This window comes from Staphylococcus cornubiensis (assembly GCF_900183575.1).
Classification (GTDB): Bacteria; Bacillota; Bacilli; order Staphylococcales; family Staphylococcaceae; genus Staphylococcus; species Staphylococcus cornubiensis.
The window spans coordinates 18,293-31,838 of sequence record NZ_FXUZ01000009.1 but is presented as its reverse complement, the minus strand read 5'-3'; the positions used below and the strand labels follow the sequence as shown (position 1 = coordinate 31,838).

Sequence of the window (13,546 nt, the reverse complement as noted above, 5' to 3'; positions counted from 1 at the left end):
TTAAAAATCAAAATCAATTAAGTCTTCTGCAATCTCTTCAAAGCTCTCTTCAGATTCATCATAGAAATCATTCCAAGTATTTCGGTCCCAAATCTCGATACGATTAGAAACACCGATCACCGTACATTCTTTGTCAAGATGTGCATACTCTCTTAATTTAGCTGGGATGTTAATTCTCCCTTGTTTATCGATTTCCACTTCAATTGCACCTGAGAAGAACATGCGCACAAACTTACGTGCATCACGTTTCGTTAAAGGTAAGGTTTTCATTTTCTCCTCAATCGTTTGCCATTCTTCAAGTGTGTAACCAAATAAACATTTATCAAGGCCTCGTGTGAGAATAAAACGTTCATTTAAGTCATAACGAAATTTTGATGGTACTATCATACGGCCTTTAGCATCGAGTTTATTTTCGTATTCACCCATGAACATTCTATTATCACCTCACCTTTACTATAATTTACCACATCTCACCACTATGCTCCACTAATTCTGTAAAAATCTCCAATATTTATCAATTTAGACACAAAAAAAGAGCTCTTCCTATATTTAGAAGAGCTCTCAAACCACTGATATTATCATGTTTTAATGACATATTGATCAAAAGTGTAACGAAGTGGAGGGAAGGTGGAGGACGTGTACATATCTATCCCAAATTCATTCAATAACTGGAGAGGGTTCCAAATACGTTCTTGTAACCCACCCATAGGATGCAATGTTTGTGATAACAAATGGAAGTGACGCATGCTGACCTCATTTTCACGCTCAATATTTTTAAGATAACGCGACTGCAAATATTCATATTGATGTGTTTGGATCTGATGATTCTTTTTCAATAATTTTCGTTGATCTTCAGAAGCATTTAAATGTGCTTCTAAACGTTCATAAAATGCGTGTTGCTGCTCTAGCATATGTTGCATTTCCGCAAGCACCTCGTCAGAAGCTTGTGCTCGAACAAAACGTTGGCGCTCGGCTTCTGTCCCGTTTGCAATTATATCTGCTAAATCTAAATCATATGTCGCTAACAATTTCTCAATTTTTGGCGTCACATAAGTGAAACGCAATCGTGGCAACACAATCGGCATTTCAATGTCCATTTCATGAAAGACTGTTTGCAATTCCGCCCAGTATTTAATTTCACTTGGGCCACCAACAAATGCTACCGTATTAAACACCCATTCTTCAGTTAACGGTCGCGTCACAACATTATTCGAAAATAACGCTGGTTCTACTTCAATTTTTTCTAATAACTCTGCTTGAGTATATGTGACATCCGTTTTACTCAAACGATACACGCCATTCTCGTATTTTAATAACTGACGTTGCCCCTCTTCATGCATAAAGAGATGCACATTCGTATCCGTTTGAATCATCTGTGTTAATCCGGCAGTCACCGTACGCTGTTGTTGTGTTCGAAACGCGTTGTCAATCTGTTCATGCTTTTGAATGATTTGTTTGAACAATGGCACTTCTAATTCACGTAACGCTTCAAATTGCGCATCAATCAATAACAAGCCTGAGTGTGCGAAACATTCATGAACAATTTTTTTGAATAACGACGTCCAATTATCTGATTCATCAATAAAATGAGCAATTTGTTGAAACAAAGCTTTGGAATGAGATGTTTCAGGTAAAGCCGCAAAATAGTCAGTCAATGCCTGTTTCAATGCATCCTTATCCGGTTCATAGCGTGACACATTAGATTCCGGTGGTGTCATCGTATGATATTTTACCTTCTGCAATGTTCCTGTACGTTGTTGCATCACATACGTATGATTCACTTCATCAAAATCATGGTCCTCACCCGCAATCCAAAATACTGGAACGACAGGTGTATCATATGTAGATTCTAACTCGTTCGCTTTGACAATGATTGAGATGATTTTATGGAAAGTATAAAGCGGCCCTGTAAACAACCCTGCCTGTTGTCCACCTACCACGACTTTTGCCCCATTTTCTAAAGCATCGAGTGCATGATGTTGGGCTTCAGAAAGGTTTAAATCTGCCATATATTGACGCACAACTTTCGCGATTTCACGTTCTCTACCGTTATTAGGTTGTTGCATACGGCGCGCATAACTTTCCTCTTTCACCGGATCATAATCATAAAATTGTAATACATCTGGATCTTGTTGTTTTAAACGATTAATAAATTGATCCGATTCATTGACTGTAATATTTAAACAATCCATGCTCATTTCTCCTTAAACAGTATTCCATAACAGTATAAAGGTTCCAATCTCTGATGACAATCTAACGGCTTGCTTCAAAATTGAAAATAAATAAGCTATAATTAAATTAATAAAGACAAGGGGGTAATCACATGACAAAAGTTGAACACCTTGACATTAACTACAAAACAGAGGAACTTTTTGAAGACTTTCGTCAAAATTTTGGCAACAAAGATTTATACATGGTGAATGAACTACATGGTGAAATGATTGATGCAAGTTCTGAATCACCATTTTACGGGATTTATGTCGGGGAAAGAATTGGTGCGCGTATGGCACTTTATCGTAAAGGCGAAGTAGAAGAAACATTTTTCCCGAAGTTTGACGATTATCTCGTCGTTTGGAAACTTGAAGTACTTAAAAAGTATCAAGGTAAAGGTTACGGTTCTGCATTAGTTGAATATGCAAAATCTTTCGACCTCCCTATTAAAGCGATTGCGAGGAATGAATCTAAAGACTTCTTTATTAAAAATGGCTTTAAAGATTTAGAAGTAAAAAACGATGAAGGTCACGATATCCTCGTTTGGGAACCGCAACAATAAGCATTAAGGTTGATAGCAGTGTACTATTTTGATTTTCATCCATTGTAGGAGAGCGCTGGGAAACTTAATTGTGCCCCAGCCTCAAATTTAGTTAAGGAAAGCTCCTGTGACAGTGATTCTAGAAATAGCAATCTTAAAAATACAACATGCTATCTGTGTATCCTATACCGTCTCTAAAAAATGTTGGCCTACTTTTCAGACATTCAATCTCCTAACACTTGAATGTCGCTTTCCATTACACATTCTGATGCTGATCAATATTCCAGCGTTATTCAAGAATCTCTTTCAACGCTCCAATCTTTTCAATTGTATAAGTCGGTTGAATGTCAGTCTGATTTTCCAGATGACGATGATTAAACCAACATGTATCAATACCCGCATTTATCCCGCCTTGAATATCAGAAGTGAGTGAATCTCCTACAATTAAGAAATCTTCTTTTTCATATTGATGGAATACCTCAAACACCGCTTCAAAAAATCCTACATGTGGCTTTTGTACGCCCACTTTATCTGAAATAAAAACATGATCTATTACTGAAAGCAAATCCGTCTGAGCTATACGTCGCTCTTGCGTATCCGTTACACCGTTTGTCACAATCGCTAGAGCATACTGTGAATGTAGCGTTTTTAACATTGGTGTAATCCCTGCTAGCCATTTAATAGGTGCACGTGCGAGCCCATCACGAAAGATAATATCTGCTTCTTGACCATTGACTGCCATACCATATGTCTCAAAAGTCTCTATAAAGCGGTGACTTAACACTTCTGCTTTTGTTATTTCTCCACGTTGAAATGCTTCCCAATGATTTTGATTTATTTCCTTAAAACGGCGATAATCATGTAAATGTGACGGCACCTCATAGTGACGCATTAAATGTGCATAAGCTTGAACCTCTGCATCATGAAAGTCTACAAGCGTATCATCAAAATCAAATAAAATTACTTTATAACGCATACTTTGCCTCCCTTATGTCAAATACATCTTCCTTAGCTTATCAAAATATGCATCCACTGTCATGACAGTTTCATTCGATTGCACTTTTCCATATTTCAGCCCATTTAATCAACATAATGGGCGAACTCATTACAGGTGATATTGTCTCAAATAACTAACTCTGTAGAATCATTTCAAAAAAAGAGATGACACGTTCATGCACTCACGTTCTCCCCACGTGCACGAAACATATCATCTCTATCAAAAGCGAGTGGGTCATCTTAACCGTATTCGACTAAGATATACTCGACAATTTGAAAATATTTATAGTTAAGGAAAGTTGTTTATCATTTTGTCAGAAATGAAAACGTTGAATTAACCAAAGAAGCCGCTAACGACACTGATACCATTTGCAACGATGTCAGCAATACTTGTACCTAAAGTTACCCAATCGTGGTTAATACCTGCCTCGATTGTATTTTTAATTGCATCGAATAATTCTGTCATAATAGAACCCCTCCGTAAAAGATATTTTTAGATTACAAAGCAGTGATGTGTTTGCTTTGTTGACTCAACTATAACGTATTTTATAAATATTGCCGTCAATATTTCTCAACTTATTAGTTAGCGTTCCTAACCGTCTAAAATATTTAAAACGTAGTACAGTTACGATGCCCAACTGTTTTCTAAAAAATAATAATTACATTTTCAAAACTACTATTAAATAAAAACATTTAATTTTTAAAACTTAACCAACAAATAAACACACTTACTTTAACAATATAGACAATTTGGCAACCATGAATTGCCTAACTGTCAAAAGATCACCTTCAACTTCACACTTAAGCATTCAAATAAGCGAGTTAGGCTATAATCCCCTACATGCACAATTTGTAGTTTAAAATGTAGTTACAAGATAAATAAAGAGGAGGTCATCACTATGATGTGGGCAGATATCATCTTAGGTATTATTAAATTAATTAAAGGATTAATCGATACATTCAAAAAATAATCCTACGTTTTAAAGGACTGAGGCATCCCATTGTCTCAGTCCTTTATTTTGTGTGTCATCACATCAAGTTAAAAAACATTAAAAATCCGACAGTTACCGTTATCATTTACAGTAGCAAGGCATAAGTCCTCTCGACTTCTTAATAAAGATAGTACGCACACCACATGTAAAAAATCCCCGTGCTCAACTTTTTTATATACTTTTGAAAAATAGTGATTTGTTTTTCTAACATAACATGATATTATAGCTTCAAAAAGGAACCGAGGCGTAAAAGATGTATAGCAAAAGACAACCTATCTTGTTTTATCTTATTTTATTTTTAAGCACTACTTTCATTGGTAGTCTTCTTCTTTACTTACCTTGGACCGGTCAGAAACCGATTTCTTTTATCGATGCCATGTATGTAGCGACGAGCGCTTTTACAGTGACCGGCCTGACAACGGTGGATATTACAGAACAGTTTAACGTTTTAGGTCATACCGTCATCATGCTCCTTATTCAAATTGGTGGCATGGGAATCGTCGCTGTTTCTTTATTAGCACTTATGATTTCGCAAAAGAAAATTACATTTCAAAACAATCAACTTTTTAAATTAGAACTCAATATTGATGAAACATTAAATGTCGTCGATTTCGCAAAATTTATTTTTATTTTCACGATTGTATTTGAAGCGATAGGCGCAATGATACTCGCGACAGTATTTGTTCCTGAATTTGGATGGTCGAAAGGAATGTTCATTAGCGTCTTCACTTCCATTTCAGCACTGAACAATGCAGGATTTTCTTTATTTAGTGATAATTTAGTTTCTTATGCGAATGACCCTGTAGTTAATTTGATGGTCGCTATATTAATCATCGTGGGTGGTATTGGGTATATCGTCCTATTCGATCTCCTGACAACACGCCAGTTAAAGCGACTACACGTTCATACGAAGGTCATGTTATTTGTCACGTTCATACTAATTGTTGTCGGGACACTAGGCTTTCTCATTTTAGAACATCATCACGCATTAAAAGGGATGTCATTCCCACAACAAGTATTAGTCTCATTTTTCCAATCCGTCAGCACACGAACAGCGGGTTTTAACACGATAGACTTTTCACATTTAGCACCTGGAACACTAATGCTGACAATGATTTTAATGTTTATTGGTGCTGGCCCTATTAGTGCAGCGGGTGGTATTAAAGTGACGACATTTACACTTGTACTTTTATATGTGATTACGTCATTGAAAGGTCACCGGTACACACAAGTCTTTCATCGCTCTATTGATCAAAAACAAACACAAAAAGCGGTTGCGATTACATTAACAGCGATGATGTTCATTATTTTTATTATCTTTTGGTTTGCAGTGGCACAACCGAACTTACAATTTGAGGCGATCGCTTTTGAAGTCATCTCAGCGTTTGGAACAGTTGGGTTATCAACAGGTATTTCTGCAGAGTACGATACATTTGCGAAGGCACTGATTATCATTACAATGATTGCAGGTAAAATTGGTGTGCTCACATTGTTAGGCTTATTACACAATCGTACGAGAGAAACATTCCATTACGCGAAAAGCCATTTATATTTATAAAAATAAAAACACGCCATCACACCTTTTAACTTGTGATGACGTGTTTTTATTACATACACATTCAAATTTCAGCATTGAATAACATCAAAATCATCAAGCCCTACTTGTTATCGCTACTTGGAACTACTGCGCTGTCGTATCCTGACCATGAATCATCCAACGAATACCGTAACGATCTGTAAATACGCCCATTTTCCCGCCCCAGAACTGTTCTTCTAAAGGCATTTCTACAGTAATACTCTCATGGTCTTTCACACGGTCGTATAACGCTTCAATTTCTTCTGCATCTTTAGCAACATTCACATCATAGTCTAACATGAGCGAAATCGCGCCGTTAATTGTTGCAGCTTTACCAAATGAATCAGACGCAAAAAGTTGTGTAGCGGCAATCGTAAATTCTGCATGCATCGTTGCATCAGTCGCTTCCTCTTGTGAAAGCCCAAAATGACCTGCTTGCTCTTTCGTCACAGGTAAACGATTAATCTCAGTCGCACCGAAGACTTGTTCATAATATTCTAACGCTTCTTTTGTATTTTCAAATGCAATATATGGATATAATTTTGTCATTGTCCATCTCCCTTTCGTATTCACTTACTTCATTACTATATACCTTTTAGGGAAATAAAAGAAACAAAGTGTACGATATGATGAAAAATCATCAGTAGCATATTGATAAATCTTATCGTAATAATTTTGAATAATTAACTATAAACCATTTCGTTAATATATTGAAGGAACACATTAATTTTTAGTAAATCTATAAATGCAACCACCTATTTGTTGTAAAATTTTGTATTAGGTGTTAAATGTTTAATTTTTTTCTTAAGCTTATATTGATTTATAATGACCAATTCGTTATAATTATCCTTGTGTTGAAAATGTCCTGGTAGCTCAGCTGGATAGAGCAATGGCCTTCTAAGCCATCGGTCGGGGGTTCGAATCCCTCCCAGGACGCTAATTAGTTTTAAATGACATCATCATTTCGAAGTAACGTTCGATATGATGGTGCTTTTTTGTTTATTGTTATAATACTATCAAAATACTTATACTACTTGATACCTTGTTCGTCATTCATCTTTCGTAACTTATGAGCTTCTTTTTGCTTCTCAGTCAATTCATCTTGAAACTGTTGACACATCTATTTTGTACGTCGTTGCATCTCATCATTCACTATCTTAAGTTGCGCTTCAGTCAAGTGTTCCGTATCTTTTAATTCCTCATTCGAATCGCTATTCTCTACAGTATTATCTGTTTCGGTATTTTCTTCAGTACCCGCCTCATAAAATAACTGTAAGCTTAAATTTAACCATGATCCTTTCATATTTCACGCCTCATTTAAATCTATGCTTGCAAGTTTTATGTCATTGCATGGTGGGACTACACTTGCACTTTCCAACGCCATAAGTACGGTTGGGCAATAAAAAGTGCATCTCAACCTTTAAATTGGTTGGCACCTCACCACCAAGCTACAAGTTCAGTTTCAGAAAACTCTTTATTTTTGATATTTTCAGTAACTCTATAAATTGCATGACCTATATATATGCTATTATCCCTATCATATTTCGATTTTTTTGCATACAGTATTTCAAAATCAACAATACTTATAGTAATTCTCCCTGATTCTTTTTGGCCGTTAGGATAATAGTCATAAGTCACACTTTTTTCATCTTTACTCACTAACTTCAAATCTAACATATTTCGCTACCTCCCATTTACTGTATGAATTTTTCCCTTCCTCCACCTATTCTTTTTTTAATTTCAACTTTAATAAACCTTTTGTGTTCATTTTTTATTCTTTCAAGCTTTTCATAATCAAGTTCCTCTTTGATATAATTACCTCTTTTATCAAAATTAATTCTGTTTTATGAAGACCTAAATGATACTTCTCACTATTTAATACTTAATATATAAGGTTATAGTGATATTTCAACCTCTTCATTATTCATATTTGATACTCTAGCGTTCTCTATTTTTTCAATGCTTTATCTTCCAAAAGCCTATGCGCAAAAAAGGGATACGTTGTCTCCTTAAAAGTTCATCTTTTAAAAATTTTATATTCCTTATCGTTTTTTCAAGCCTTCACAACGATAGAGCGATTTGAGTTAAACGGAAGCCTTATATTTATCAGACAATTTGGCATGCACAACTGTCTGAAATGTATATTATTTAGACAGTTGCGAATGTATTTAAACAACTTAAGGACTTTTCCAAAATTTATGAAGTACGTGTTTTATAATGACATTAATCAAACATTAGGAGGTGAATCGACATGTTTATCATCGACTTAATTAAAAAAGTTATCGAATTCTTCAAAGGTTTATTCGGTAACAAATAAGTATCCGTTTGACTGAGTTTGAGGCTGAATCATACTTATGGGGATACATATCTTCATTTCGATTCACCTCTCTATCGATTACCCTACTTCTTTCATCATGTATGAATAGACAGTAGGGTATCTTTTTGTTGATTGAATTATCAAAAAAGCAGTACAGAACTGGATTAATCCTCCAACTCTGTACTGCTTATCTATTTATGCTTCAATTTGAAACGTGACTGTATCAATGATTTCATGATTGCGATTCCGGAAGTTCACTCGACTGTTCGCACCATCTAACACGATTTCAGCATAAGTTTCTTCAATTTCGCTTCGTGATTGCGAAATGCTTCCTGGATTAATCACATGAACACCATGAATATGTTCATATTTTGCTACATGTGTATGCCCATATAACGCGATTACTGCATCATGAGCGACTGCAGCTTGAGCGAGTTGTTGACGAGAGCTATTCACACCATAAAGATGACCATGTGTGAAAAATATACGATCATCACCAACTGTTGCGACTTGATTCGTTGGAAATTCAGGATAAAAATCCATATTCCCTTTTACACGCTGAAACAAGCTCAACTCTGTATCATCATACTTAAATTCCGAATCACCTAAATGAAAAAATGCGGCAGCGTCTTCATGCTTTTGATACACATCATATAAAATGCCAGTTTCTGAATGATTGTCACTCAGTACGATGAATTTTTTCATTTTTCTTCACCCTCAATGTACGCTTTTAATAAGTCTATAGCTTTGCGACGGTGACTGATTTCTGATTTTTCTTCAGCAGTGAGTTGTGCCATCGTTTTTTGGCGTTCAGGAATTAAGAAAATAGGGTCATAACCAAAGCCATTTTCGCCGATTTGACTTAAAGTGATTTCGCCTTCAACCGTTCCTTTAAACGTTTTTGTTTCTCCATTTGCTGTTGTCATACTAATCACACAAACAAATCGTGCAGCGCGGTTGGTTTCGTTTTCTAAACCTTTAAGTACTTTTTCAATATTTGCTTCATCACTTTTTTGTAATCCTGCATAACGTGCTGAGTAGACACCTGGTTCCCCATTTAAAGCTGCTACTTCTAGACCACTATCATCGGCAATGACAGTCGCATTGAGTCGTTTTGCTGCTGCTTCTGATTTTAATCGCGCATTCTCTTCAAATGTCGTCCCTGTTTCTTCTACATCGAAGTCTTCAATCATCTCGTTAATGCCTATCACGTTATCTTCTGCAAAAATCACTTTAAAATCATTAATTTTTCCTTGATTCGATGATGCAATGACGATATCTGCCATATTAACCTCTCCTATCCTAACTGAATTCTTTCAACTTCAGCATCAATTTTGAGCCACTCTTGAATAATATAAGTCATATGTCTTACTTCACCATTCGCAAAAAAACGATGTTTCGGCTGTGGTGTGTAATGGGCATGTTCATGACTAAATGTAAGTAACGCACTCACTTCTCTCGCTGTTTCTAACCCTGAAGAAATGACTGTTTTCGTTTTTCCAAAGTAATCAAATATCGGTTGGTACAGTAACGGATAATGTGTGCACCCTAAAATGACCGTATCCGCTTCTGTTTGACGCCAACTTTTTAGTGTTTGATGAATCACGATATTCGTAATAGTAGGATCTTTATACTTCATTTCTTCTACTAACGGCACGAATCCTGGACATGCGACACCGTATACATCAACATGAGGGTTAATTTTTTTAATATGCGTACGATAAGCTTCTGATTTGATTGTGCCTTCTGTTCCAAGTACGAGTACATTTTGATTTTTAGTCGTCATAATGGCTGTTCTTGCACCTGGTTCAATAACGCCTATCACCGGTATTTTCAACTGTTCTTGTAATGGCTCTAATGCGACAGCAGTTGCCGTGTTACACGCAATCACAAGCATTTTAATATCATATTGCACTAAATAATTCGCCATTTCAATGGTAAATTTTTTAACTTCTTCTTGATTTCTAGGGCCATATGGGCAACGACCAACATCCCCTAAATAATAGATTGTTTCATTTGGAAGTTGTCTCATGATTTCTTTCGCAACCGTTAGACCCCCTACACCTGAATCCATAACTCCAATTGGTCTATCCATCTCTTTCATCCTATTCGTGTTCATTATTGCTTTTTATTTTATCACATCTAATATGAAGTTGAACAATCTGGCATTTCGTAAATATACACTGAAACATACCATTTTAAATATTTTATGATATTGAATACATATTTAATCAAATATCCATTCTCTTTTTGTTGTTCAATTCAACCCTCATATGTTTCCTCATAAAAATAACGCATGCTCTCTACAGAACATGCGCCATTTAAATATCACTATTCTACTTCGTGGTCAGAACCAAAGAATGATTTGAACATATGAAATGATGTTTCACGGTTCATTGCCGCAATAGAAGTTGTCAACGGAATTCCTTTTGGACAAGCTTGTACACAGTTTTGTGAATTACCACAAGCTTGTAAACCACCTTGATCCATTAACGCATCTAAACGTTCGTCTTTTGTCATTGCACCAGTCGGATGTAAATTAAACAAACGTACTTGTGAAATGGCTTGAGCCCCAACGAAACTGTTTGTTTTTGTCACGTTCGGACATACTTCTAAACATACCCCACACGTCATACATTTTGACAATTCATATGCCGTTTGACGTTTTTTCTCAGGCATACGTGGACCAGGACCTAAGTCATACGTACCATCAATCGGTACCCATGCTTTCATACGTTTCAAGTTATCAAACATACGTGTACGATCTACTTGTAAGTCACGAATCACTGGGAATGTCGTCATCGGTTCAAGGCGAATCGGTTGTTCAAGTTGGTCGATAATCGCTGAACATGATTGACGCGCTTTACCGTTAATGACCATTGAACATGCACCGCAAACCTCTTCTAAACAGTTCATATCCCAAGTCACTGGCGTTGTTTTTTCACCCTTTGTATTAATTGGATTACGACGAATTTCCATTAACGCCGCAATCACATTCATATTTTCACGATAAGGAATTTCAAAAGATTCTTCATATGGTGATGAATTTTGATCCTTTTGTCGCTTAATAATTAACTTGATTGTTTTATTTGAAGTGCTGTTTTGAGCTTGTTGTTGTGTTTGTTGTTTCTCTTGTGTTTCTGCCATTATTTTTTACCCCCTTTTGACTTACTTGTGTAGTCACGTTTACGAGGTGGGATTAAGCTGACATCAACAGGTTTGTAAGTAAACGCTGGTGGTGCATCTGGACCTTTATATTCAGCCAATGTGTGTTTTAACCACTCATCGTCATTTCTATCTGGGAATTCTGGCTTATAGTGCGCACCACGAGATTCATTACGATTATAAGCACCGATTGTAATTACGCGCGCTAACACAAGCATGTTCCACAATTGACGTGTGAAGAATACAGCTTGGTTACTCCATTGTGATGTATCTTCCATGTCAATATCTTGGTAACGTTTCATTAATTCAACAATTTTCTTGTCAGTTTCTAACAATTTATCATTATGACGTACTACAGTAACGTTCGCTGTCATGATTTCACCAAGTTCACGATGCAATTTATATGCATTTTCAGAACCTTTCATGTTCAACAACTTATCAAAACGTGCTTGTTCTTCATCCACACGTTTTTGATACATGCTGTCATCCATATCAACATATGATTTTTCAATATTTTCAACATATTTAACAGCATTTGGACCTGCGACAGTACCACCGTAAATCGCTGATAATAATGAGTTGGCACCTAGACGGTTACCACCATGTTGTGAGAAATCACATTCCCCTGCCGCAAATAAACCATCAATGTTCGTCATTTGATCGTAATCCACATATAGACCGCCCATTGAGTAGTGTACCGCTGGGAAGATTTTCATTGGTACTTTACGTGGGTCGTCACCTGTGAATTTTTCGTAAATTTCGATGATACCACCTAATTTAACGTCTAATTCATGTGGATCTTTGTGTGATAAGTCAAGGTACACCATGTTTTCACCGTTGATACCGAGTTTTTGATTCACACAGACATCGAAAATTTCACGTGTCGCAATATCACGAGGGACTAAGTTACCATAATCAGGATACTTCTCTTCCAAGAAATACCAAGGCTTACCGTCTTTATATGTCCAAATACGTCCACCTTCACCACGAGCTGATTCACTCATTAAACGCAATTTATCGTCACCAGGAATCGCAGTTGGGTGAATTTGGATAAACTCACCATTACCGTATTTTACCCCTTGTTGATACACGATAGATGCAGCTGAACCTGTGTTGATCATAGAGTTCGTCGTTTTACCGAAGATGATACCTGGACCACCTGTTGCCATAATCACGGCATCAGAACCGAAAGATTGAATTTCTGAAGTTGTGATGTTTTGAGCGACAATACCACGTGCTGCATTGTCATCATCTTTAACGATACCTAAGAATTCCCATCCTTCATATTTTGTTACTAGTCCGTCTACTTCATAGCTACGTACTTGTTCATCTAATGCGTATAATAATTGTTGACCTGTTGTTGCCCCTGCGAATGCAGTTCTATGATGTAATGTTCCACCGAAACGACGGAAATCTAAAAGTCCCTCTGCTGTACGGTTAAACATTACCCCCATACGGTCTAACAAATGGATGATTTGTGGTGCTGCTTCAGTCATTGCTTTAACAGGCGGTTGATCTGCTAAGAAGTCTCCACCGTATACTGTGTCATCGAAATGAACCCACGGAGAGTCACCTTCACCTTTTGTATTTACCGCTCCGTTAATACCGCCCTGTGCACAAACTGAGTGAGAGCGTTTTACTGGAACAATCGAGAACAAATCAACATGTGCCCCTTGTTCCGCTGCTTTAATTGTTGACATTAAACCGGCAAGACCGCCTCCGACAACAATAATTTTCTTCTCTGCCAT

At 36.6% G+C, this 13,546-nt stretch carries 16 protein-coding genes and 1 tRNA gene; 5 read left to right on the top strand and 12 right to left on the bottom strand.

Annotated features, from left to right (window positions below):
- Together mraZ and bshC are read right to left on the bottom strand one after the other, a co-directional pair.
- Positions 1-432, bottom strand: a complete 432-nt coding sequence (mraZ, locus tag CCE82_RS09155; RefSeq protein ID WP_086429093.1) for a division/cell wall cluster transcriptional repressor MraZ — start codon at positions 430-432, stop codon at positions 1-3.
- Between the two features lie 146 nt (positions 433-578).
- Positions 579-2,192: a bacillithiol biosynthesis cysteine-adding enzyme BshC gene (gene bshC / locus CCE82_RS09150; protein WP_086429092.1), complete on the bottom strand. Its 1,614-nt coding sequence runs from the start codon at positions 2,190-2,192 to the stop codon at positions 579-581.
- Between the two features lie 131 nt (positions 2,193-2,323).
- Between bshC and CCE82_RS09145 the strand changes: the two genes are divergently transcribed.
- Positions 2,324-2,773 (top strand): N-acetyltransferase, encoded by a 450-nt coding sequence (locus CCE82_RS09145; RefSeq protein ID WP_086429091.1) that lies wholly within the window; start codon positions 2,324-2,326, stop codon positions 2,771-2,773.
- Between the two features lie 268 nt (positions 2,774-3,041).
- Here CCE82_RS09145 and CCE82_RS09140 read toward each other — a convergent pair whose 3' ends face one another.
- A complete protein-coding gene (locus CCE82_RS09140; RefSeq protein ID WP_086429090.1) occupies positions 3,042-3,728 on the bottom strand; it encodes a YjjG family noncanonical pyrimidine nucleotidase in 687 nt (228 codons plus the stop codon).
- Between the two features lie 354 nt (positions 3,729-4,082).
- On the bottom strand, positions 4,083-4,214 hold the full coding sequence (locus CCE82_RS09135; protein WP_086429089.1) for a beta-class phenol-soluble modulin: 132 nt from the start codon (positions 4,212-4,214) through the stop codon (positions 4,083-4,085).
- A 433-nt stretch (positions 4,215-4,647) separates the two neighbouring features.
- On the opposite strand from CCE82_RS09135, the gene CCE82_RS13380 reads away from it, so the two are divergent.
- Both CCE82_RS13380 and CCE82_RS09125 read left to right on the top strand, forming a co-directional pair.
- Complete coding sequence (locus tag CCE82_RS13380; protein WP_103214038.1) at positions 4,648-4,719, top strand: alpha-1/alpha-2 family phenol-soluble modulin; 72 nt, start codon at positions 4,648-4,650, stop codon at positions 4,717-4,719.
- Positions 4,720-4,993: 274 nt separating this feature from the next.
- Complete coding sequence (locus tag CCE82_RS09125) at positions 4,994-6,298, top strand: TrkH family potassium uptake protein (protein ID WP_086429088.1); 1,305 nt, start codon at positions 4,994-4,996, stop codon at positions 6,296-6,298.
- 123 nt (positions 6,299-6,421) lie between these two features.
- On the opposite strand, the gene CCE82_RS09120 is transcribed toward CCE82_RS09125, so the two are convergent.
- On the bottom strand, positions 6,422-6,865 hold the full coding sequence (locus CCE82_RS09120; RefSeq protein WP_086429087.1) for a VOC family protein: 444 nt from the start codon (positions 6,863-6,865) through the stop codon (positions 6,422-6,424).
- Positions 6,866-7,178: 313 nt separating this feature from the next.
- Between CCE82_RS09120 and CCE82_RS09115 the strand changes: the two genes are divergently transcribed.
- Positions 7,179-7,252: transfer RNA gene (locus tag CCE82_RS09115), tRNA-Arg, on the top strand.
- Positions 7,253-7,436: 184 nt separating this feature from the next.
- On the opposite strand, the gene CCE82_RS13275 is transcribed toward CCE82_RS09115, so the two are convergent.
- Together CCE82_RS13275 and CCE82_RS09105 are read right to left on the bottom strand one after the other, a co-directional pair.
- Positions 7,437-7,619, bottom strand: a complete 183-nt coding sequence (locus CCE82_RS13275; protein WP_338062205.1) for a hypothetical protein — start codon at positions 7,617-7,619, stop codon at positions 7,437-7,439.
- A gap of 134 nt (positions 7,620-7,753) precedes the next feature.
- Positions 7,754-7,993: a hypothetical protein gene (locus CCE82_RS09105; RefSeq protein ID WP_086429086.1), complete on the bottom strand. Its 240-nt coding sequence runs from the start codon at positions 7,991-7,993 to the stop codon at positions 7,754-7,756.
- 574 nt (positions 7,994-8,567) lie between these two features.
- Between CCE82_RS09105 and CCE82_RS13375 the strand changes: the two genes are divergently transcribed.
- On the top strand, positions 8,568-8,633 hold the full coding sequence (locus tag CCE82_RS13375; RefSeq protein WP_119184410.1) for an epsilon family phenol-soluble modulin: 66 nt from the start codon (positions 8,568-8,570) through the stop codon (positions 8,631-8,633).
- A gap of 195 nt (positions 8,634-8,828) precedes the next feature.
- On the opposite strand, the gene CCE82_RS09100 is transcribed toward CCE82_RS13375, so the two are convergent.
- The 5 genes from CCE82_RS09100 to sdhA all read right to left on the bottom strand — a co-directional run bounded on the left by CCE82_RS09100 (position 8,829) and on the right by sdhA (position 13,546).
- Positions 8,829-9,338: a YfcE family phosphodiesterase gene (locus CCE82_RS09100; protein ID WP_086429085.1), complete on the bottom strand. Its 510-nt coding sequence runs from the start codon at positions 9,336-9,338 to the stop codon at positions 8,829-8,831.
- The gene (locus CCE82_RS09095) at positions 9,335-9,919 is read right to left on the bottom strand and encodes an XTP/dITP diphosphatase (protein WP_086429084.1); all 585 of its coding nucleotides are present in this window, start codon (positions 9,917-9,919) and stop codon (positions 9,335-9,337) included. The genes CCE82_RS09100 and CCE82_RS09095 overlap by 4 nt, the downstream gene beginning before the upstream one ends.
- Before the next feature lie 11 nt (positions 9,920-9,930).
- Positions 9,931-10,728: a glutamate racemase gene (gene racE / locus CCE82_RS09090; RefSeq protein ID WP_086429083.1), complete on the bottom strand. Its 798-nt coding sequence runs from the start codon at positions 10,726-10,728 to the stop codon at positions 9,931-9,933.
- 236 nt (positions 10,729-10,964) lie between these two features.
- Complete coding sequence (sdhB, locus tag CCE82_RS09085) at positions 10,965-11,780, bottom strand: succinate dehydrogenase iron-sulfur subunit (RefSeq protein WP_086429082.1); 816 nt, start codon at positions 11,778-11,780, stop codon at positions 10,965-10,967.
- On the bottom strand, positions 11,780-13,546 hold the full coding sequence (gene sdhA / locus CCE82_RS09080; RefSeq protein ID WP_086429081.1) for a succinate dehydrogenase flavoprotein subunit: 1,767 nt from the start codon (positions 13,544-13,546) through the stop codon (positions 11,780-11,782). Before sdhA ends, sdhB begins: the two co-directional genes overlap by 1 nt.